The organism is Microbacterium mcarthurae, assembly GCF_046064585.1.
GTDB classification, from domain to species: Bacteria; Actinomycetota; Actinomycetes; order Actinomycetales; family Microbacteriaceae; genus Microbacterium; species Microbacterium mcarthurae.
This window is the reverse complement of the sequence record NZ_JAROCE010000002.1, coordinates 267,201-287,103: the sequence shown is the minus strand read 5'-3', so window position 1 is coordinate 287,103 and position 19,903 is coordinate 267,201. Positions and strand designations below refer to the sequence as shown.

22 protein-coding genes are annotated in these 19,903 nt (G+C 70.4%); 6 read left to right on the top strand and 16 right to left on the bottom strand.

All coding sequences use genetic code 11. The features are described 5' to 3' along the window. Positions 1–19: 19 nt before the first annotated feature. Complete coding sequence (locus P5G46_RS07960) at positions 20–715, top strand: hypothetical protein (RefSeq protein ID WP_239275522.1); 696 nt, start codon at positions 20–22, stop codon at positions 713–715. A gap of 92 nt (positions 716–807) precedes the next feature. Here the strand turns inward: P5G46_RS07960 and P5G46_RS07955 are convergent, their stop codons facing one another. The 4 genes from P5G46_RS07955 to P5G46_RS07940 all read right to left on the bottom strand — a co-directional run bounded on the left by P5G46_RS07955 (position 808) and on the right by P5G46_RS07940 (position 4,924). After that, positions 808–1,935, bottom strand: coding sequence for an ABC transporter permease (locus P5G46_RS07955; protein WP_239275524.1), 1,128 nt, complete (start codon positions 1,933–1,935; stop codon positions 808–810). Beyond that, entirely contained in the window at positions 1,932–2,816 is an 885-nt protein-coding gene (locus P5G46_RS07950) for an ABC transporter ATP-binding protein (RefSeq protein WP_239275526.1), read from the bottom strand. The genes P5G46_RS07955 and P5G46_RS07950 overlap by 4 nt, the downstream gene beginning before the upstream one ends. A 157-nt stretch (positions 2,817–2,973) precedes the next feature. Further along, the gene (locus tag P5G46_RS07945; RefSeq protein ID WP_375095086.1) at positions 2,974–3,660 is read right to left on the bottom strand and encodes a response regulator; all 687 of its coding nucleotides are present in this window, start codon (positions 3,658–3,660) and stop codon (positions 2,974–2,976) included. After that, on the bottom strand, positions 3,653–4,924 hold the full coding sequence (locus P5G46_RS07940; protein ID WP_239275530.1) for a sensor histidine kinase: 1,272 nt from the start codon (positions 4,922–4,924) through the stop codon (positions 3,653–3,655). Before P5G46_RS07940 ends, P5G46_RS07945 begins: the two co-directional genes overlap by 8 nt. 143 nt (positions 4,925–5,067) lie before the next feature. Between P5G46_RS07940 and P5G46_RS07935 the strand changes: the two genes are divergently transcribed. Beyond that, positions 5,068–5,640, top strand: coding sequence for an NADPH-dependent FMN reductase (locus tag P5G46_RS07935; RefSeq protein ID WP_239275532.1), 573 nt, complete (start codon positions 5,068–5,070; stop codon positions 5,638–5,640). 258 nt (positions 5,641–5,898) lie between these two features. Here the strand turns inward: P5G46_RS07935 and P5G46_RS07930 are convergent, their stop codons facing one another. Then, entirely contained in the window at positions 5,899–6,744 is an 846-nt protein-coding gene (locus tag P5G46_RS07930) for an exodeoxyribonuclease III (protein ID WP_408905410.1), read from the bottom strand. Positions 6,745–6,823: 79 nt separating this feature from the next. On the opposite strand from P5G46_RS07930, the gene pyrE reads away from it, so the two are divergent. After that, positions 6,824–7,402 (top strand): orotate phosphoribosyltransferase, encoded by a 579-nt coding sequence (gene pyrE, locus P5G46_RS07925; protein ID WP_239275540.1) that lies wholly within the window; start codon positions 6,824–6,826, stop codon positions 7,400–7,402. 181 nt (positions 7,403–7,583) lie between these two features. On the opposite strand, the gene P5G46_RS07920 is transcribed toward pyrE, so the two are convergent. From P5G46_RS07920 to P5G46_RS07905, 4 genes are all read right to left on the bottom strand, one after another. After that, positions 7,584–7,724, bottom strand: coding sequence for a hypothetical protein (locus P5G46_RS07920; protein WP_239275542.1), 141 nt, complete (start codon positions 7,722–7,724; stop codon positions 7,584–7,586). Positions 7,725–7,741: 17 nt separating this feature from the next. Beyond that, positions 7,742–8,314, bottom strand: coding sequence for a YdeI/OmpD-associated family protein (locus P5G46_RS07915; RefSeq protein ID WP_239275544.1), 573 nt, complete (start codon positions 8,312–8,314; stop codon positions 7,742–7,744). Position 8,315: 1 nt separating this feature from the next. Then, positions 8,316–9,146 (bottom strand): HAD-IIA family hydrolase, encoded by an 831-nt coding sequence (locus P5G46_RS07910; protein WP_239275546.1) that lies wholly within the window; start codon positions 9,144–9,146, stop codon positions 8,316–8,318. A gap of 93 nt (positions 9,147–9,239) precedes the next feature. Then, entirely contained in the window at positions 9,240–9,410 is a 171-nt protein-coding gene (locus P5G46_RS07905) for a CsbD family protein (RefSeq protein WP_239275548.1), read from the bottom strand. A 190-nt stretch (positions 9,411–9,600) separates the two neighbouring features. Between P5G46_RS07905 and P5G46_RS07900 the strand changes: the two genes are divergently transcribed. Both P5G46_RS07900 and P5G46_RS07895 read left to right on the top strand, forming a co-directional pair. Then, positions 9,601–10,548, top strand: coding sequence for an SDR family NAD(P)-dependent oxidoreductase (locus P5G46_RS07900; protein ID WP_375095089.1), 948 nt, complete (start codon positions 9,601–9,603; stop codon positions 10,546–10,548). A 41-nt stretch (positions 10,549–10,589) separates the two neighbouring features. After that, the gene (locus P5G46_RS07895) at positions 10,590–13,085 is read left to right on the top strand and encodes an HAD-IC family P-type ATPase (RefSeq protein WP_375095090.1); all 2,496 of its coding nucleotides are present in this window, start codon (positions 10,590–10,592) and stop codon (positions 13,083–13,085) included. Here P5G46_RS07895 and P5G46_RS07890 read toward each other — a convergent pair. From P5G46_RS07890 to P5G46_RS07875, 4 genes are all read right to left on the bottom strand, one after another. After that, positions 13,034–13,465: a hypothetical protein gene (locus P5G46_RS07890; RefSeq protein ID WP_239275554.1), complete on the bottom strand. Its 432-nt coding sequence runs from the start codon at positions 13,463–13,465 to the stop codon at positions 13,034–13,036. The two genes, P5G46_RS07895 and P5G46_RS07890, sit on opposite strands and share 52 nt — an antisense overlap. A 96-nt stretch (positions 13,466–13,561) precedes the next feature. Then, a complete protein-coding gene (locus P5G46_RS07885) occupies positions 13,562–14,197 on the bottom strand; it encodes a metal-dependent transcriptional regulator (protein WP_239275556.1) in 636 nt (211 codons plus the stop codon). Between the two features lie 9 nt (positions 14,198–14,206). Further along, the gene (locus P5G46_RS07880) at positions 14,207–15,484 is read right to left on the bottom strand and encodes an Nramp family divalent metal transporter (protein WP_375095091.1); all 1,278 of its coding nucleotides are present in this window, start codon (positions 15,482–15,484) and stop codon (positions 14,207–14,209) included. Between the two features lie 146 nt (positions 15,485–15,630). Then, positions 15,631–16,683, bottom strand: coding sequence for a TerC family protein (locus P5G46_RS07875; protein WP_239275560.1), 1,053 nt, complete (start codon positions 16,681–16,683; stop codon positions 15,631–15,633). Positions 16,684–16,962: 279 nt separating this feature from the next. On the opposite strand from P5G46_RS07875, the gene P5G46_RS07870 reads away from it, so the two are divergent. Continuing rightward, a complete protein-coding gene (locus tag P5G46_RS07870; protein ID WP_239275701.1) occupies positions 16,963–17,589 on the top strand; it encodes a TrmH family RNA methyltransferase in 627 nt (208 codons plus the stop codon). On the opposite strand, the gene P5G46_RS07865 is transcribed toward P5G46_RS07870, so the two are convergent. From P5G46_RS07865 to P5G46_RS07855, 3 genes are all read right to left on the bottom strand, one after another. Further along, the gene (locus tag P5G46_RS07865) at positions 17,542–17,883 is read right to left on the bottom strand and encodes a hypothetical protein (protein WP_408905409.1); all 342 of its coding nucleotides are present in this window, start codon (positions 17,881–17,883) and stop codon (positions 17,542–17,544) included. The genes P5G46_RS07870 and P5G46_RS07865 overlap by 48 nt on opposite strands. 51 nt (positions 17,884–17,934) lie before the next feature. Beyond that, positions 17,935–18,477 (bottom strand): hypothetical protein, encoded by a 543-nt coding sequence (locus tag P5G46_RS07860; RefSeq protein ID WP_408905408.1) that lies wholly within the window; start codon positions 18,475–18,477, stop codon positions 17,935–17,937. Positions 18,478–18,542: 65 nt separating this feature from the next. Continuing rightward, positions 18,543–19,868 carry an MATE family efflux transporter gene (locus P5G46_RS07855; protein ID WP_408905407.1) on the bottom strand — a complete coding sequence of 442 codons (1,326 nt, stop codon included), beginning with the start codon at positions 19,866–19,868 and terminating at the stop codon, positions 18,543–18,545. Positions 19,869–19,903 lie beyond the last annotated feature (35 nt).

Genomic DNA, 19,903 nt, shown 5'->3' with positions numbered 1-19,903 from the left:
CGGGCTCTAGAGTCGTGCCATGAGCGACGACGACGTCGAGCTGAACCGCCTGCGCGAGCGCGTCTACGGCGACACCGGAGCACCGGCCACCCCGGGTGAGATCGCGCGCCTGGCCGAGCTGGAGGAGATGGTCCGAGCGCGGCGGACCCCGGACCGGGTCGCCCCGCCCGCTGCCACCGCACCGGACCCGACCGCGGAACCCGAGGACGAGCCGGACACCCCCGCGCCCCGCCATCACCGCGGAGTTGTCGTCCTCGCGGCGCTCGCGGGAGCGGGCGTCCTGCTCGGGGCGGGCTTCGCCGCCGGTGTCGCCTCGCCCGCCTTCCTCGCCGCCTCGCCGACGCCGTCTCCCACCTCGTCGGAGCCCTACCCGGAGCTGGTCCTGCCGCAGACCGACGACGACGTGATCTCCGCGAGCCTCATCGACGACAGCGGTATCGATCGCGCCACCACCCGTTACATCGCGGTCATGCGGGGCTTCCGCGTGTTCCTGGCTCAACCCGAACGCGGAGACGGCGTCTGCGTCGTCACGTTCATCGTCGTGAACGACCAGCCCTGGTCGGCGGGGTGCACGACCGGGAGCCCCTTCGACGACGGTGCCGTCTTCGGCATCGACCAGCACTTGAGCATCGCGCTCGGCGACACGTCGCGGATGTCGATCCGGGGGACGCCGGTGCGCCTGTCCGACTCGGTGACGGCCTACGTCACCGAGTGAGCGACCCCGCGGCCCTCACGGAACGACACGAGAAGCGGGATGGATGCCAGAAGCCGTGGCATCCATCCCGCCGGTGACCGGGCCCGAGCCGGTCAGCCCCGCAGCGCCTCCGCCAGCTTGACGCGGGCCCCCATGCGCAGCAGGGAGTTCTGGTAGATCCGGGCCGCGATGGCGATCGCCGCGACGCACGAGGCGATGAGGATCAGGAGCGACAGCACGGGCTCCCACCACTGCGCGTCGCCCAGGTACATCCGCAGCGGCATCCCGACCGGGGCCGAGAACGGCACGTACGACATGATCGTCAGAACGACGGGGTTGTCGTTGAAGAAGATCACGAGGAAGTACGGCGCCATGACGAGCATCGTGATGGGCGTTGTGGTGGCCCCGATGTCCTCCTGGCGCGAAACCATCGCCGCGGCCGCCGCGAACAGGGATGCCAGCAGCACGAAGCCGAAGAGGAAGAAGATCGCGAACCACGCGATCGGGGCGCCGAGCGCCCCGAGCACTCCGATCTGATCCGTCACGGCCAGACCCACCACCGCCACCGCTGCCAGGAGAAGGATCTGCGCCATCGCGAGGATCGTGTTGCCGAGCACCTTGCCGGCCAGCAGCGCCCGCACCGGGATCGCCGAGATCAGGATCTCCACGACGCGGGTCTGCTTCTCCTCGACGACGCTCTGGGCGATCGTGCCGCCGAACGTGCTCGCGGCGATGAGGAAGACCACGCCGAAACCGAGCGCGATGAAGTAGCGGAGCACGTCGGCGGCACCGGCGCCGGGTTCGAGCGACTCCACGGGGGGCGTCTCACTCAGCATCTGCAGCAGAGTGCCCGGCACCCCGTCCTTCACCACGACGGTGTAGTCGAACGCGGGGTTCGACGACCCCGATACCAGGGCGGCATCCACGGTGTCGTCTTCGACGAGGGCTCGCGCGGCGTCGTCGGAATCGGCGACCGTCGCTTCGATGCCCTCGAGACCCGAGAGCGCCGACTGCGTCTGGCTCGTCACGGCGACCGGGATGCCGCTGCCGACCGCATCGCGTGCGGCGAAACCGCCCCACAGGACCGACGCCAGCGCGGCGACGACGAGGATCGCGGTCGAGATGACGAAGGCTTTGCTGCGCAGCTTGGAGCCGATCTCGCGCTCGGCGACGAGCCACACGCTCTGCAGCTCGCCGGGCGCGCCGGGCGTCGACCGGCGCGGCGTCGTTACGGTGCTCACTGGATGACCTCCTTGAAGATGTCCGCGAGAGTCGGACGCTGCGGCGCGAAGCTGGCGACGTCGCCGCGGGCGACGGCCGCCCGCAGCACGGCCTGTGCCGTGTCGTCGTCGGCGGCGTCGAAGACGGCGTATCCGCCGTCGAAGTCCCTTACCGTGATTCCGGGCTGTTCGCGCAACCAGCCGGCATCCCCACCCGAGAGCAGCTCGTAGCGGTGCGTCGCGTGCTCGGCGCGGAGGGCCTCACGGCTACCGGCCGCACGGATCGTGCCACCCGCGATGATGACGAGGTCGTCGCACAGACGCTCCACGACGTCGAGCTGGTGCGAGGAGAACAGCACGGCGGTGCCGGTGGACGCCTTCTCCTGCAGGACGCCGGCGACGACGTCGACCGCGAGCGGGTCCAGACCCGAGAACGGCTCGTCGAGGATGAGCACATCGGGCTCGTGGACGAGTGCGGCGGCGATCTGCGCGCGCTGCTGGTTGCCGAGCGACAGGGTCTCGACGAGGTCTCCCAGGCGCTCACCGAGGCCGAGCCGCTCGAGGAGCGCCGTGGCCTTGGCCGTGGCTTCGGCCTTGCCGAAGCCGTGCAGCCGCGCGAGGTAGGCGATGTGCTCGACGACCTTCATCTTCGGGTACAGGCCGCGCTCCTCGGGCATGTAGCCGAAGCGTCGCCGGTCGGCGGCGGTCAGGGCCGCGCCGTCGATCGCGACGGTGCCGGCGTCCTTGGCGAGCACGCCCAGCGCGATGCGCATGGTCGTCGTCTTCCCGGCGCCGTTCCCGCCGACGAAGCCGGTGAGCCGGCCGGGGGCCACGGTGAAGCTCACGTCGTCGAGCACACGGCGACCGCCGTAGCTCTTGGTGATGCCGTCCAGTTCGAGCACGGTCCACCCCTTTCTGGTGATGGCTCCACGCTACGGATGGCGCGCGGCAGCGGCATCCGCCTCGGGGAGGGTTTGCGCTCCTCCCCCGTGCGGGGGAGACGTCTAAAGCGGACGCGACGCGGGAGGACCGGCGCCCGGGTCGCGGCAGGTGGGGGACCTACGTCAGGCCGTGGCGGTGGGCGAGCACGACCGCCTGCACGCGGTCGCGCGCCCCAAGCTTCTGCAGCACGTTCGACACATGCGTCTTCACCGTGGCCTCGCCGATGTAGAGGCGCGCGGCGATCTCGGCGTTGCTGAGCGCCTGCGCGACGAGGCGGAGCACTTCGGCTTCGCGTTCGGTGAGAGGCTCGGCCAACCCGAGAGGCTCGGCCGTGGCCGCGCGCGGGGCGGGTGTGGATGCCACCGCCTCGGCGCCGGCACCCGCGAACCGCGCGATCACCCGACGCGTGACCTCGGGCGCGAGCAGCGCGTCGCCCGCTCCGACCACCCGCACGGCGGCCACCAGCTCCTCGGGACCGGCGTTCTTCAACAGGAAACCGCTGGCCCCCGCCGCGAGCGCGTCGAACAGGTAGTCGTCGCGGTCGAACGTCGTGACGATGAGGACGGCGGCGTGCGAAGCGGGGTCGGCGACGATGCGGCGCGTCGCCTCGAGACCGTCCATATCGGGCATCTGCACGTCCATGCAGATCACGTCCGGCTGCAGCTCCGCGGCCGCGCTGATGGCCTCGACGCCCGTGCCCGCTTCTCCGACGACCGTGATGTCGGCCTCGAGGGACAGGATCGTCCGGAAGCCAGCCCGCATCATCGCGTGGTCGTCGACGAGTAGCACCCGCAGTTCAGACATGCGAGACCCCCGCGTCCACCAGGGGCACGCGGACCCGTACGAGATACCCTCCGCGCGCCCGCGGCCCTATCTCGATGCTGCCGCCCGAGACCGCGGCGCGTTCGCGCATGCCCCGCTGGCCCAGCCCCGGCGCGGCGGAGCCGCCGCGGCCGGTGTTGGTGACTTCGAGTTCGACGCTGGTGTCGTCGTAACGCACGCGCACGTCGGCGGTCGCGTCAGGTCCCGCGTGGCGGCGGGCGTTCGTGAGCGCCTCCTGAGCGATACGGAACAGATTCACCTGCACGAGCGGTGGCGGCTCCACGGGCGGGTCGCCGATGACGGCGAACGTCGTCGGCAGCCCCGCGGCCGACGCCTCCGCGACGAGCGACGGGATGGATGCCAAGCCGTGCGTGGTCGGGGCGGTGTCGGTGCCGGGTACGTCTCCCTCGATGGCATCCGGGGTCCGCAGGGTTTCGAGGAGGTGGCGGAGCTCGCGCAGCGACGTGCGCGCGGACTCCTCGACACCGCTGAGCACCTCGCGTGCTTTATCGGCGTCGCGGTCCATGACGGAACGGGCGACGCCGGCCTGCACACCCATGAGCGACACGTGATGGGCGACGACGTCGTGCAACTCACGGGCGATGCGGACGCGGTCGAGGGCCACCGCCTGTGCGGCCGTGATCTCGCGCTCGGCCTCGAGCTCGGCGGTGCGTTCCTCGAGGGCCGCGCGCTGCATCCGCTGCTGATGCGAGCGCTCGCCGAAGTAGTACGCGCCTCCGAAGAAAAGGGCATTGAGTCCGAGCGCCAGCAACTGTGACGCAACGAAGGGCGAGAACGCGCCCGTCCGGGAGGGGAACCCCTCGGGCACTTGATCCACGGGCACCGTCGCGTCCTGGAACATCGTCACGAACAGCCAGGCGAACATCGCGAGGGTGATGGCCACGCGGACGATCGTCGCCCGGCGTCGGTCGGTCGACCACGCCCCCACGGTGTAGATCGCGATGAAGATGGCGATGTTGCCCGCGTACACCTCGGGGATGCGCAGCGTCACGGCGAAGAAGTACGCCAGCGACACGATCACCGCCACGACCGACGGCCACCGGCGGCGGAACGCGAGCGGGACCGACAGGACGGCGACGTACACGACGGCGAGCACGAACTCGGACTGGCGGTCGCCGTAGATTCCGGCGACGGAGGACAGCACCGCGCTCAGCAGACCGCCGACGAAGAGCACAGCCGCGAGCACGATGTCGTTGCGCCACTGCGCTCGCGAGAGGTTCGGCATCCTTCCACGTTATGGGCACGCCCGGCGTTCGGCATCCCCCTCCGGGCGGAGTCAACCCCCGGGGGGAATAGGGCCGAGGAAGAAAAGCTTGCAAGTGAATGCACCGGGCGTTTCCCGCCCTCGTCGTCCCAGAGAGGAACATCGTGACCGAGTACACGATCGGCTACATCGTCGGAAGCATCTCCAGCACCTCGATCAACCGCCGTTTGGCGAAGGCGCTCGAGAAGGTGGCGCCCGAGGGCGTGACCCTGAAGGAGATCCCGATCAAGGAGCTGCCGTTCTACTCGCCCGACTACGACGGCAACTTCCCCCCGGTCGCGCAGGAGTTCAAGAGCGCGATCGAGGACGCCGACGGCGTCATCATCGTCACCCCCGAGTACAGCCGCTCGATCCCCGGCGTCCTCAAGAACGCCCTCGACTGGTCCGCCCGCCCGTACGGTGAGGCCTCGTTCAACGACAAGCCCACCGCCGTCGTCGGCACCTCGCAGGGCGGAATCGCCACCGCGGCCGGGCAGCAGCACCTGCGCTCGGTGCTCCTGCACTACAACGCTCTCGTTCTCGGTCAGCCCGAGGGCTACATCCAGTCCACGCCCGGTCTGTTCGAGGACGACGGCACTGTCACCGACGAGTCGACCGCGGCGTTCCTCCGCTCGATCATCGAGGCGCTCGTGACGCTGGTGCGACGCACGGCACCCGCCGAGGTTCCCGCGGCCTGACGCTGCGCCTTCCCGGTTTGGGGCGCGTTTCGCGTTCTGGGGCGTGTTTTTCACGCCCCACAGCGCAGGACGCGCCCCAAACGCGGGGCCCGAACGACCGCGTCGGGTCAACCGCCGAGCGCGTCGGCCGGCAGCAGGGCCGGATGCCAGGGACACGGCGACCGCGGCGATCACCCGTCGTGCGGGCCGAAGCCACGATCGTCGGCCCGACGGCTTCTCGCTGCGACCTCTCAGCGCAGGGGCACGAACCCCATGCCGTCAGCCGAAGATCATCGGGAGGTCGTCGTCGACTTCCCCACGCGAGAGGTCGAGGTCGGCGACGACGGGGACGTGGTCGCTCGGCGCCTCGCCCTTGCGTTCGTTGCGGTGGATCTCGGCGCCCTGGACGGCATCGGCGAACGCCGGAGAGCCGAGGATGAAGTCGATGCGCAGCCCCTCGTTACGCGGGAAGCGCAGCTGCTTGTAGTCCCAGTAGGTGTATCCGGTGGGGACCAGCGGGCGCACGACATCGGCGAGTCCGGCGGATTCGAACGCCGTGAAGGCGGCGCGCTCGGGCGGCGAGACGTGCGTGGTCACGCCCTCGATGACCGTGGGGTCGCCGTTGTCGGCATCCGTCGGGGCGATGTTGAAGTCACCGGTCAGGGCGAGCGGAAGGCGGGGATCCGCCGCGAGAGTGTCTTCCGTGTGGCGACGCAAGGCGTCGAGCCAGTCGAGCTTGTAGCGGTAGTGCGGGTCGTCGAGCCCGCGGCCGTTCGGGACGTACAGGCTCCACACGCGCACACCGTTGATCGTCGCGCCGATCGCGCGCGCCTCTTTCGGCAGGTCGGGGCCTTCCTTGCCCTTCTCGAACCCGGGCATGCCGGGGAAGCCGATCTCGACGTCTTCTATCGGCTCACGGCTGGCGATCGCGACGCCGTTCCACTGGTTCAGCCCGTGCGCGACGACGTGGTACCCCGCGTCCTCGAACTCCGCATACGGGAACTGCTCCGTCTTGCACTTGATCTCCTGCATCGCCAGCACGTCGATGTGCTCGCGCACGGCGAATTCGACGGTGCGGGCGACGCGGGCGCGGATGGAGTTGACGTTCCAGGTGGCCAGGCGCATGGCATCCAGCCTACTTTCGGCCGCCGACACCGCCGTCCCTCCCGGGGTGTCCCGCTGCCGGCGCAATAGACTCGTCGCCGTGACCGCCGCCTCCACGCCCGAGCTCGAAGCCGACCGCCAGGCCCTCATCGGCCTGATCTCCGACGAGGCGGTGTTCCACGGCGACTTCACGCTCTCGAGCGGGAAGAAGGCGACGTACTACGTCGACATGCGCAAGCTCACCCTCGATCACCGCGCCGCCCCCGCGATCGGGCGGCTGGTCCTCGACCTGGTGAAGGACCTCGACGGCGTGGTCGCCGTCGGCGGACTCACGCTCGGTGCCGACCCCATCGCCAACGCCGTCATGCACGAGTCGGTGCACGCGGGCCGCCCGCTCGATGCGTTCGTCGTGCGTAAGGAGCCCAAGGACCATGGTCGCGGACGCCAGATCGAAGGCGCCGACGTGAAGGGGAAGCGCGTCGTCGTCGTGGAGGACACGTCGACGACAGGCCAGTCGGCTCTCAAGGCCGTCGAGGCCCTCCGCCGTGAAGGTGCCGAGGTCGTCGCGGTCGCCGTCATCGTCGACCGGAAGACGGGAGCGCAGGCCGCGATCGAGGCCGAAGGCCTGCAGTGGCTGGCATCCATCGACCTTGACGACCTCGGACTGCAGCCGCAGTAACTCCTCGCGGCAGTTCCGAGAACAGGCGATTCGCTGAGAACAGGCCGTGTCGGCTCCGATCGTCCTGTTCTCGTGGTGTTCCCTGTTTTCGCGATACGGGTCGGATGCCGCCATCGGGCAACGTGGTTAGTCACCGTTCTCGCGATGAGGGCCGGATGCCACCCGCCCGGCCGTGCCGGGGTCAGTCGGTGCCGTCGCCGGGGCCGTCGAACGGGTCGCGGCCGCCGTTGCGCCGAGAGCGTCGCCACTGCACGAGGAACGCTACGAGCGTTCCGGCGGTGATGAGAAACGCCGTGAGAAGCCAGAGTGTGCGGTCGTCCATGCGGGGGTCCTCGAGGGTCAGGGGCGCTTACCGGCGGCGGCGTCGGCCACGATCTTCGCGATGCGCGCCTCGCGCGTCTGCGGTCGCACCGCCATCGCGATCTGGGTCAGTCCGAATTTGCGGCTCGAGGGGGGAAACGCGTCCCAGTTGGCGCGTGCGGCCGGAACGGCGTCGAGAGCCGCGGTGAGTTCCGGTGGCTCGATGCCCGCCTCGGGCCCGTCGAGCACCTCCCAGGCGCCGTTGGCGCGGGCGACCTCGAGGGCGCGGATGCCGGCTGGGCGGAGCCGACCCTCGGCCTCGAGCCGGGCGATGCGGGCCTTGTTGGTCGCGGCCCACCCGCTCGTCGGGCGCCGGGGCGCGAACCACAACCCCGAGCTGACCTCGTCGAACACGCGCACCGGTCCGTCGATCCAGCCGAAGCACAGCGCCTCGCAGATGGCGTCTTCGTAGGCGACGTAACGCCCGGCGTCGGAACCTCGGCCGCGCAGCAGCCACGCGCCCTTCGACACGGTGTGGTTCTCTTCGAGCCAGCGGCCCCATTCGGCAGCGTCGACCGCCGCGACCTTCACCCCGTCGTCGAGCGCACCCACGTCACAGGCCTTCCGCGAGACCCTCTTCGCCGTCGGCGAGGTCGGTCTCGACGGGCTCGTCGCGCACGAGCTCGGCGACGGAGGAGAGGATCTCGTCCGGACGGAAGGGGTACTTCTCGATCTCACGCTGATCGCTGATGCCGGTCATCACGAGCACGGTGTGCAGCCCGGCCTCGATGCCGGCCACGATGTCGGTGTCCATGCGGTCGCCGATCATGCCGGTGTTCTCGGAGTGCGCTCCGATCCGGTTCAGAGCCGAGCGGAACATCATGGGGTTCGGTTTCCCCACGATGTAGGGCTCCTTGTTGGTCGCCTTGGTGATGAGCGCGGCGATCGCCCCGGTCGCGGGCAGGACCCCTTCGGTCGACGGGCCCGTGGCATCCGGATTCGTCGCGATGAAGCGCGCGCCGTCGCGGATGAACCGGATCGCCTTCGTGATGGCCTCGAAGGAGTAGTTGCGCGTCTCGCCGACGACGACGTAATCGGGAGCCGTCTCGGTCATGATGAAGCCCGCCTCGTGCAGGGCGGTGGTCAGACCCGCCTCACCGATGACGAATGCGGAGCCGCCGGGCATCTGCGACCGCAGGAAGTCGGCGGTCGCCAGGGCCGAGGTCCAGATCGAGGACTCGGGTACGACCAGCCCCGAGGCCCTCAGCCGGGCGCTGAGATCGCGCGGCGTGAAGATCGAGTTGTTGGTGAGCACGAGGAACGGCGTGCCCTCCGCCCGCCACTGCGCGAGCAGCTCGGAGGCGCCGGGAATCGGCGTGTTCTCATGAACGAGCACGCCGTCCATGTCGGTGAGCCAGCACTCGATGTCGCCCCGGGTTCGCATGGGCTCAGCCTATCCCCGGGGGCCGACACGGCCACGAGGAAGACCAGGAGAGCGGGCCGCGGCCTGCGGAGCCGCGGCCCGCTTCGCGCGTGCTTACTTGAACGCGTCCTTGACGTTCTCGCCGGCCTTCTTCGCATCGGCCTTGGCCTGGTCGGCCTTGCCCTCGGCGACGAGCTTGTCGTTGTCGGTGGCGTTGCCGATCGCTTCCTTCGCCTTGCCCGTGATGTCCTGGGCGGCGTTCTTGATCTTGTCGTCGAGACCCATGATCTGTTTCCTCTCGTGAATGCAGACGTCGCGCCGGGCGGTGTCGCCGTGGCGGCGTCGGTGTTCTCATCTCTCAGACGCGTGTCGAACGCCTTTCGTCACGCCGCCGCGCGAAAAACTTCACGAGATCGATATTCCGCATCGGGAATGCGCCCGTGACGGCGGAGAGCGATCTCGTTAGGGTCGTAGAGTGGCGCGCGACGAGTGGGACCCCCGGAACCTCCCCGACCTCTCCGGGAGGTCGTACCTGGTGACCGGGGCCACTCGGGGGCTGGGGTACTTCTCCTGCGAACAGCTCGCCGGTGCCGGCGCTCACGTGTTCCTGACCGGACGCAACCCGAACCGCCTCGTGACCGCCAAAGCAGCGGTCAAGCGGACGCATCCGGATGCCTCGGTCGAGACGCTCCTGCTCGACACCAGCAACCTCGGGTCGGTGCGCGCGGCCGCCGCGACCGTCCGTGCGCGCGGTCGTCTGCACGGACTCCTGATGAACGCGGGGATCGTGCACCCGCCGAAGACGCGGGAGCTCGCCGGCGGTCACGAGAAAGTCTTCGCCACCAACGTCCTCGGCCACTTCGCCTTGGCCGGCGAACTGCTCAAGCCCCTGGCCTCGGCGCGCGGCCGCATGGTGTGGGTGGGCAGTATGTCGACGTCGATCTGGACGCACGTGCCCACAGACCCGGAACTCCGTGAGGGCTACACCCCGTGGCGGGCGTACGTGCAATCCAAGGCCGCCACGACGGCCCTGGCCCTCGAGGCGGATCGGCGCCTTCGCGCGCACAGCGTTCCGGTCGAGAGCCTCGTCGCGCACCCGGGCTACTCCACGAGCGGGAGGACCCGCGGCATCCGGGGCGTCAACGAGCCGACGCGTCTCACGCGTTTCGTCGACAACCTCCAGGCCCCGTTCACCCAGTCCAAGGACGAGGGGGCCTGGGCACTCGTGCGGGCGCTGGTCGACCCCCTCGCCGAGGGCGGATCGATGTACGGCCCGGCGCTCGTGGCGCGCGGTGTCCCTCGCTCGGCGACGCCCGCGCGTCGGACGCGCGACAGTGCTCTCGGGGCCGACCTATGGCGCGCGTGCGAGACCGGGACGCACGTCCGGTGGCCGTTCGAGAGGGTGCGCCGCACGGCATCCTGAACCGCCCGGGCGATGTCGCGATCTCCCCCTACAGTGATCGCATGGACCAGACGATCGTCCACGGGCTCGACGCCGACGATGCGCGCGGGCTGTCGGCCGCCGCCGTCGCCGAGCGGGTCGCCGCGGGGCAGACGAACGCCTTCACCGCCGACAGCAGCCGTTCGGCGTGGAACATCGTCCGCGCCAACGTCTTCACGCTGTTCAACGGCATCGTCGGTGCCTGCTTCCTCGTGCTGCTCCTCCTCGGCCGCTGGCAGGACGCGCTGTTCGGCGTCGCCGCGTTGTCGAACGCCGTCATCGGGTGCGTGCAGGAGTTCCGCGCGAAGGCCGCGCTCGACCGCCTCGCGCTGCTGAACGCTCCGCGGGCGCGCGTGCGGCGCGACGGCGTCGACGCCGAGATCGCTCCCGCCGACGTCGTCCGCGACGATCTGCTCGTCCTGCGCGCGGGCGATCAGGTGCCCGCCGACGCGGTCGTCGTCGATTCCCGGGCGCTGCAGACTGATGAGTCGATGCTGACGGGCGAATCGGATGCCGTCGACAAGAGGCCGGGCGACGAGGCGCTGTCGGGGTCGATCGTCGTCGCGGGCGAGGGGACGGCCCGCGCCACCCGCGTCGGGGCCGAGTCGTACGCCAACGCCTTCGCCAGCGAGGCCAAGAGGTTCCAGCTCGTCTCGAGCGAACTGCGCACGTCCATCGACCGCGTGCTGCGCTGGGTCGGATGGGGGATCGGGCCGATCGGGCTGCTCGTCCTGAACGCGCAGATGATGGTCGCCGGGGGATGGGTGCAGGCGTGGGAGCAGCGCACGTGGTCGCAGGCGGTGGTGAACACGATCGCCGCGCTCACCGCGATGATCCCGCTCGGTCTCGTGCTCATGACGTCGATCGCGTTCGCGGTCGGTGCGGCGCGCCTGGCGCGCAAGAAAGTCCTCGTCAACGAGCTGCCCGCCGTCGAGGGCCTCGCGCGGGTCGACGTCATCTGCCTCGACAAGACCGGGACGCTGACGGCCGGCGAGATCCGTTTCGATGCCGCGCTCGAGCTGCAGTCCATCGGCGGCTGGCGCGATGCCCTGGCCTGGTACGGCGCCGCGGACGACGCGAACGCGACCGCCCAGTGCCTGCGTGACCCTTTCCCCGTCACCGCCCCGCTGACGGCGGCACAGCGCATCCCGTTCTCCTCCGCGCGCAAGTGGAGCGCGGTCTCGTTCACGGGGGCGCCCGGCGGCACCTGGGTGCTCGGAGCTCCCGAGATGGTGTTCGGCGACACCGCGGCGGATGCCACGAGCGAGCTCGGCGCAGCCGTGACGCGTTTGGCGTCATCGGGGCGTCGCACGCTGGTGCTCGCCCATGCCGCCGCCGCTCTCGACGACACCGACGTCGCGGCGGAGCGCTTTCCGGAGGGTGCGGTCCCGGTCGCCGTGCTGACCTTCGTGGAGGCGGTGCGCCCGGATGCCGCGGAGGCGCTCGCCTACTTCCGGGCGCAGGGTGTGGCCGTGCGCGTCATCTCGGGCGACAACCCCCGCACCGTCGCCGCGATCGCGCGCGAGGTCGGGCTCGACGTCGACGAGGGGTACGACGCGCGCGGCCTGCCGGACGACGACGACGCCCTGGGCCGCGTCCTCGAGGAGTACACGGTGTTCGGCCGTGTCACGCCCGACCAGAAGAAGCGCATGGTGACGGCCCTGCAGGCGCGCGGACACGTGGTGGCCATGACCGGCGACGGCGTCAACGACGCCCTGGCCATCAAGACCGCCGACATCGGCATCGCCATGAACTCCGGCGCGGCGGCCACGAAGGCGGTCGCCCGGCTCGTGCTGCTCGACGGACGGTTCTCGCATCTCCCCTCGGTCGTCGCCGAGGGGCGCCAGGTCATCGCCAACATCGAGCGCGTCTCGATGCTGTTCCTCACCAAGACGGCCTACGCGACCGGGCTCGCCGTGCTGTTCGGCGCACTCGTCATGGAGTTCCCGTTCCTGCCGCGGCAGTTGTCGATCACCGACGGCCTCACGATCGGCATCCCGGCATTCTTCCTCGCGCTGCTGCCGAACACGCAGCGTTACGTGCCCGGATTCCTCCGGCGATCGCTGAGTTTCGCGATTCCGGCCGGGCTCGTCATCGCGATCGCGCTGACCCTGTACACGCGCGCCGCGATGGCGCTCGGGTTGAGTGTCGAGCAGTTGCGTACGGGCGCGACGATCATCCTCGCGATCGTCGCCATCTGGGTGCTCACGGTGCTCTCGCGGCCGGTGACGCGCGTCAAGGTCCTCGTGATCGGCGCGATGTTCGTCGCTCTGACGGCGATCTTCACGATCCCCGCGCTCGGGGAGTTCTTCCAGCTGCGCGATCCGGGCGAGGAGGGTGCCTGGCTCGTCACCGGTGTCGTCATCTCGGCCGTCGGGGCGATCGAGATCGTGCGATTCGTGCACCGCCGGTTCGTGCGTCGCACGCTGCGGGCGGCCGATGCGACGGCGCGGAGCGGCCCGTCGTCTCAGGCGATCGGCGATGGATCCGACGCGGCCGGGGCGGTGCGAGCGAAGTAGCGTCGCGCCGCCGGGGGGATCCAGACGGCGGCGATGACGACGACCGCCGCGAGCAGGGCCACCGCGATCGTGGGGTCGAGCTCGGTCAGCGCGACCGCCAGAATCTGCAGGACCACGAGGAGCGTCAGGTAGGCGGTCAGGAGGTTCCGCGCGAGGCGACTGCCGCGTGCGAGCGACGACCCTCCGGCGACCGTGAGCAGACCCAGCAGGATGGTCGCGGCCCCGACGAGCGATACGGCGAGAACGTCCGTGGCATCCACCTCGTATCGGGCGAGGAGCACCAGCACGCCGAGAGCGGTGTTCGCGAGCCCGCCGACGTAGACGAGGACCACCGCGACGGTGACGGGGAGGGGTCGGCGGAGATCGACGGTGGGGGTCATGGCTGCCTCATGCTCGGCGGCTCGCGGGAGCCGATGGGGGCCAGCGTAACGGCCGCGTCCAGAGCGGGGGAAGGCGACCGCGCGCGGAATCCCGGCTCAGCGCGTGAGCCAGACCGAGCCGCCCGCACCGTCGGGCAGCGTCACCTCGACGCCGTCCGCGCGCACCACGTCGCGCGAGACGACCTCGAGCTCGTGGCCGACGTCGATGCGCCGGTCGACCAGGGCGCGCAGCAGCGCGGGATCGCGGTCGCTCACTCGCAGCACGCGACCCGAATGACCGGATGCCGCATCGGCGAGGAGCACGAAGGGTTCGCGGTGCACCGCGCCGGTGGCATCCGGGATCGCATCACCGTGGGGGTCGAACCGGGGGCGTCCGAGTCGCTCGTCGATGCCCTCCAGGAGTCGGTCGCTGAGCGAATGCTCGAGCAGGTCGGCCTCGTCGTGCACCTCGTCCCACGTGTAGCGGAACTCACGCACGAGCCACGTCTCGATGAGTCGGTGACGGCGGATGACCGAGGCGGCCCGACGCTGGCCGGCAGCGGTGAGCGACACGGGACCGTAGGGCCGGTGGCTGACGAGCCCCTGTGCCGCGAGCTTCTTGACCATCTCGGTGACGCTCGAGGGGGCGAGGCCGAGCACCGCGGCCAGCTGCGACGGCGTGATCGGGTCGTCCTGCCACTCCGTGTGGTGGTAGATGGCCTTGAGATAGTCGTCGGCCACGGGCGATTCCACGCGTTCAGCCTAACCGCCGGTGAACACCAGCCACAGGAGAACGGCATTCAGCGAGATGAGGAACACCGACGCCGCCACGCCCGCCGCGGTCGTCACCGCGCGGTTGCGATAGGTGCCCAGGACGTCCCGTCGGGCCGTGAGCGCCACGAGTGGCACGAGAGCGAAGGGGATGCCGAATGACAGGACGACTTGGCTCAGGACCAGGGCGAGCGTGGGGTCGATGCCGAGGCCGAGGATGAGGAGCGCGGGGACCAGGGTGACCAGGCGCCGCGCGAGCAGCGGCACCCGGATCCGAAGGAGACCGTGCATGATCTCGGCACCCGCGTACGCGCCCACCGAGGTCGAGGCCAGGCCGCTGGCCAGCAGACCCACCGCGAACAGCGTCGCAACCAACGGTCCGAGGCCGTCGCGAAGAGCCGCGTAGGCGCCCTCGAGGCTGTCGGTGCCGCTGACGCCCGTGAGATTCGCCGCGGCCAGCAGGAGGATCGCGAGATTGACCGTGCCGGCGACGGCGAGCGCGATCGTGACATCCCATCGCGTGGCCCGGAGCAGTCGCGGGGTCGACAGGCCGCGCGCGGCCTCGAGGTTCTCGGGCGTGCTCGGCTGCGGCGGCGCGAAGCGGTCGCGGCTCAGGGCCGAGTGCGCGTAGATGGCGTGCGGCATGATCGTGGCGCCGAGGATCGATGCGGCCAAGAGGACCGACGTTGCGCCTTCGAACTGCGGAACGAGTCCCGAGACCACGCCGCCGGGATCGGGCGGGGCCAGGAACAGCCCGGCGGTGAACCCGACCGCGATGATCAGGAGCAGGCCGATCAGGACCGTCTCGAAGGCACGGGCGCCCCGCCGCGATTGCACCACGAGCAAGCCCATCGAGACGACCCCGGTGATCGCGCCACCCCACAGCAGCGGGATGCCGAACAGCAGATGCAGTGCGACGGCGCCGCCGATGACCTCGGCGACATCGGTGGCCATCGCCACGAGTTCGGCTTGCAGCCAGTACGCCCTCCGCGCCCAGGGCCGCCGGATGCGCCTGCCCAGCACCTGGGGGAGGCTTTCGCCCGTGACGATCCCGAGCTTGGCCGAGAGGTACTGGATCAGCCACGCCATGACGTTGCCGAGCACGACGACCCACACCAGCAGGTACCCGAACACGGCGCCGGCGGTCATGTTGCTCGCGACGTTCCCCGGGTCGAGGTAGGCCACCCCGGCGACCATCGCCGGGCCCAGCAACCACAGTGCGCGCCCGGTGCTGCGGCGAGGCGGGGCGACCTCGAGAGTTTTCGGCATGCCGAAACCCTACCGATTTTTCGGCGGGCCGAAAAGCGCTGACGTCCGGCCGCGCGTGGGGGTGGACATGACCCCAATCGCGGACGGACGTCACGACCCGGTCGACCCGCCCAGGGCAAGGGGACGGGCGGGCCGACCGGGCGGTCTCAGCGGTGATCGGTGCCTGTGCCGCGGCTGCCCTCGGAAGCTGCGACTCGGCGTCGACGGAACACGGGCTCGACCGCCGCCATCTCCTCGTCGGTCGCGACCCGGAACGACCCGGCCGCCGCGGTCGTCACCTCGCGGCGACCCTGCCCGCGCGTGGCTCGGAGGCTCGCGACGATCGAGACGGTGATGATGCTCGCCACCACCGCCAGGCTCACGGTCGTCGGGATGTAGAGCACGTCCAGGAGCAGCATCTTGATCCCGACCCAGATGAGCACGAACGCGAGCCCCACCTTCAGGTACACGAACCGGTGGATGAGGTCGGCGAGGAGGAAGTACATCGCCCGGAGTCCGAGGATGGCGAAGGCGTTGGCGGTGAAGACGAGGAACGGCTCCGACGTCACCGCGAAGATCGCCGGGATGGAGTCGACCGCGAACACGATGTCGGTGATCTCCACCAGCACGAGCACGGCCAGCAGGGGCGTAGCCACGACGACGCCGGCTTTGCGGACCAGGAACTTCTGCCCGTGATAGGCGTCGGTCATGGGAACGAACCGCCGGAACACCGCGAGGACGCGGGAACGCTCGGGATGCACGTGCTCGTTCCGGGAGCGGAACATGCGCCACCCGGTGTAGATCAGGAACGCGGCGAACACGTACAGCACCCACGAGAAGTTCTCGATGAGGGCCGCGCCGGCGGCGATGAAGATGCCACGGAAGACCAGCGCACCCAGAACACCGAGGAACAGCACGCGGTGCTGGTACTCGCGGGGCACGCTGAACGCGGCGAAGATGATCGCCCAGACGAACACGTTGTCCACGGCCAGCGACTTCTCGATCAGGTAGCCGGCGAAGTACTGCTGCCCGAACTCCGCGCCCCACACCGTCCACACGAGGACGCCGAAGGCCACACCGAGCGCGACCCAGACGACAGACCACGCCGCCGCCTCACGGACGGCGATGACGTGTGCCTTCCGATGCGCCACCAGGTCGATGACGAGCATCGCCAGGATGACGCCCAGAACGGCGAACCACGCCCACAGCGGAACACTCATGAAAAAAACCTCCACGAAATCGTGAAGGTCTCATCGGCCTGCGGCCGCCTCGCACCGGAACTCCCTCGAGTTCGTATTGACGATGCGAAGCCGGGATTACTCCCCTTCGAGAGGGATTGCACCACGACGCACGCGGCCATGTCAACGCGCGCGCCACGACGTGGAGGAGGGTCACAGCTACCGGACGGATAGCCTGAACGGGTGACCCCGGCCGACGCGACTCCCGCACATCCGGGCGCGACCCCGAACGGCGCAGAAGACGCAACGTCGGACACCTCGATCCCGGTCGAGGCTTCCCCCGCACCCCTGCACGGCGTCGGGCCGTGGCCCGGCGGACCGGAAGCGTGGCCCGATGATCCGCGTTACGACCGGGAGCTGTTGGCCGAGGGTGACCGTCGCAACGTCGTCGACGCCTACCGCTACTGGACCATGGAAGCGATCGTCGCCGATCTCGACGCGCGGCGGCATCCCTTCCATGTCGCTATCGAGAACTGGCAGCACGATCTCAACATCGGATCGATCGTTCGCAGCGCCAATGCGTTCCTCGCGGCAGAGGTGCACATCATCGGGAAGCGGCGCTGGAATCGACGCGGAGCGATGGTGACCGACCGCTACCAGCACGTCCGTCATCACGAGGATGTCGCGGCCTTCGCCGCGTGGGCGCGCGGAGAGGGGCTGCCGGTTCTCGCGATCGACAACGTCGACGGGTCGGTGCCGGTGGATCGGGCCGAGCTGCCCCGGGCCTGCGTCCTGCTCTTCGGTCAGGAAGGTCCCGGGCTCTCCGCCGAGGCGCTCGCCGCGGCGACCGGTGTGGTCGAGATCACCCAGTACGGTTCGACGCGCTCGATCAATGCGGCGTCAGCGGCCGCGGTCGTCATGTACGAGTGGTGCCGGCGCTGGGCTTGACCCGAGCTGCTCGAAACGGGCCACGCGCTCCGGGCACTCGTCGACCGCCGGCGAGCCGTGGACGCGGCCCGTTCGCAGCAGCAGGAGCGCCGCCCCGAAAAGAACGGCGGCGCTGACGATGACGGACCCCCCGAGGACGACGCCCGAGAACGGCCTCGTCCGGTAGACGAACGCCGAGGTGGTGGCATCCCACTCCTGGTACTCGACGAAATAGAAGCCGCCCGCGCAGAAAATGACCATCGCCACGATCAGCGCGGCCGTCACGATCAGCGTCGCCGCCATATGCCCCCGCATGCGAACCAGGATAGGGATGCCGGGTGTCGGGCGTGTGACGATTCGGGGAACTTACGACCCGGCGCGCGGATGCACCTCGTAAGCGAACACCGCATCGGTGGTCGAGTCGACGCGGAGTGCGGCGGCGGCCGTGGCATCCCACCGGATGGTCGTCGGCGCGGCCCCGGTCGCCCCGGGGGTGCCGCAGGCGACGTCGATCGCCGTTCCCGCGGCTCCGTCGATCTCGACCACGAGCGGTGCTCCGGTGTCGCTCTGGCAGGCGACGACGACGTCCCACGACCCACCGACCGGGTCGAGGTCGACGCTCGCGCCGGCGGGTCCGACGCTTCCGGTCCCGCGCGCGACGGCGGGGCTGCCGCCCCGGCCGTTCTCGGGCAGCGCGGTCGCCGCCCACTGCTCGAGCTCGGTCGCGTCGTCGGGGAGCGTCGCCTCGGGCGCGGGGGCCGAGGGCGTACTCGGGGGCAGGGATGCCGTCGGCGAGGGGGACGCGTCGGACGGCGCGGCCGCACCGGTCGAGGTGCACCCCGCGAGAACGAGCGCCGCCGAGAAGAGCAGAGCGGGAAGGGCCACGCGGGCCGAGGACGTCGACCTCATGCCGGCACGGTACGCGCGGCTCCTGGGAGTCGCGTGGACATCGGTGGGGCGGCCGCGCGACACGGTCAGGCGCCGGCCGTCATCCACGAGCGGCCGCGCACGCGCAGCCCGAGAGTGGCGGCACGCGCCAGCATGTACACGCCGAAGAAGGCTCCCGCGAGCCACGCCAGACCCCCCGCCCCTCCGCCCGCGAGCAGCGCGACGAGGACGAGCGCCGGAATGTACGGCACGAGGTTCAGCACACCCGCGATCGCGAGGTAACGCGCGTCGCCGGCGCCGATGAGGACGCCGTCGAGCACGAACACGAACGACGCCAGCGGCTGCGCGACGGCCAGGACGAGGAGCGCCGGTTGAATGAGGGCGGCGATCTCGGGATCACCCGTGAAGACGAGCCCGAGGACCCCGGATGCCGCGGCCACCAGGGCTCCGACGGCGACGCCGAACCACAGACCCCACGCCACCGTGCGAGAGAGGACGTGTCGAGCGCCGGTGGTGTCACCCGCGCCGAGCGACTTGCCCACGAGCGCTTGCGCTGCGATCGCGAGGGCGTCGAGCGCGAAGGCCGCGGTGGAGAAGATGGTGAAGGCGATCTGCCAGCCCGCGAGCTCGGCCGAGCCGAGCCCGGTCGCCACCGCGACGGTGGCGAGAAACGCCGCTCGCAGGCTCAGAGTGCGCAGGAACAGCCAGCCACCAGAGCGGGCCGTTCCGCGGAGCCCGCCCACTTCGGGGCGCAAGGATGCCGCGTGCCGCCGCGCCAGGCGAGTGGCGATCACGACGTACGCGCCCACCATGCCCCACTGCGCGACGACGGTGCCCACCGCCGAGCCGGCGATGCCCCAGCCGAAGCCGTAGATGAACAGCGCGTTGAGCACCGCGTTAACGCCGAAGCCGACCCCGGCGATCCACAGGGGCGTCACGGTGTCCTGCATGCCGCGCAGGAGCCCGGTCGCGGCGAAGACCACGAGCATCGCCGGGAGTCCCCACATCGAGATCGACAGATACACGCGGGCGTTCTCGGCGACGTCGGGGGCAGCCCCGAACACGTCGACCAGCGCGGGGGTCGCCAGGACTCCGACGAGGGCCAGCACCGCGCCGATTGTGAGCGCGAACCACATGCCGTCGATGCCGACCGACACCGCCCGCCCGAACTCGCCGGCCCCGTACCGCCGAGCGACCGCGGGGGTCGTGGCGTAGGCGAGGAACACCATGAGTCCGACGACGGTGTGCAGCACCGCGCTCGCGATGCCCAGCCCGGCCAGCGGTCCCACGCCGAGGTGGCCCACCATGGCGCCGTCGACGATGAGGAACAACGGCTCGGCGACGAGCGCACCCAGCGCGGGGACGGCCAATCGCACGATCGCGCGGTTGAGGTTCGCTGGTGCGGTGGTCACCGTCCGAGCCTACGGTGGACCCCCGACACCGGCCG

What these genes read in the sequence shown, in the direction of transcription:
- P5G46_RS07960 (WP_239275522.1), top strand. Translation starts at nt 20, where the DNA reads ATGAGCGACGACGACGTCGAGCTGAACCGCCTGCGCGAGCGCGTCTAC.
- P5G46_RS07865 (WP_408905409.1), bottom strand. Translation starts at nt 17,883, where the DNA reads ATGCGGGGGCATATGGCGGCGACGCTGATCGTGACGGCCGCGCTGATC.
- P5G46_RS07920 (WP_239275542.1), bottom strand. Translation starts at nt 7,724, where the DNA reads ATGGACGACCGCACACTCTGGCTTCTCACGGCGTTTCTCATCACCGCC.
- P5G46_RS07890 (WP_239275554.1), bottom strand. Translation starts at nt 13,465, where the DNA reads ATGACCCCCACCGTCGATCTCCGCCGACCCCTCCCCGTCACCGTCGCG.
- P5G46_RS07895 (WP_375095090.1), top strand. Translation starts at nt 10,590, where the DNA reads ATGGACCAGACGATCGTCCACGGGCTCGACGCCGACGATGCGCGCGGG.
- P5G46_RS07945 (WP_375095086.1), bottom strand. Translation starts at nt 3,660, where the DNA reads ATGTCTGAACTGCGGGTGCTACTCGTCGACGACCACGCGATGATGCGG.
- P5G46_RS07875 (WP_239275560.1), bottom strand. Translation starts at nt 16,683, where the DNA reads ATGAGTGTTCCGCTGTGGGCGTGGTTCGCCGTTCTGGGCGTCATCCTG.
- P5G46_RS07860 (WP_408905408.1), bottom strand. Translation starts at nt 18,477, where the DNA reads ATGAGGTCGACGTCCTCGGCCCGCGTGGCCCTTCCCGCTCTGCTCTTC.
- P5G46_RS07880 (WP_375095091.1), bottom strand. Translation starts at nt 15,484, where the DNA reads ATGCCGAAAACTCTCGAGGTCGCCCCGCCTCGCCGCAGCACCGGGCGC.
- P5G46_RS07910 (WP_239275546.1), bottom strand. Translation starts at nt 9,146, where the DNA reads ATGCGAACCCGGGGCGACATCGAGTGCTGGCTCACCGACATGGACGGC.
- P5G46_RS07905 (WP_239275548.1), bottom strand. Translation starts at nt 9,410, where the DNA reads ATGGGTCTCGACGACAAGATCAAGAACGCCGCCCAGGACATCACGGGC.
- P5G46_RS07930 (WP_408905410.1), bottom strand. Translation starts at nt 6,744, where the DNA reads ATGCGCCTGGCCACCTGGAACGTCAACTCCATCCGCGCCCGCGTCGCC.
- P5G46_RS07940 (WP_239275530.1), bottom strand. Translation starts at nt 4,924, where the DNA reads ATGCCGAACCTCTCGCGAGCGCAGTGGCGCAACGACATCGTGCTCGCG.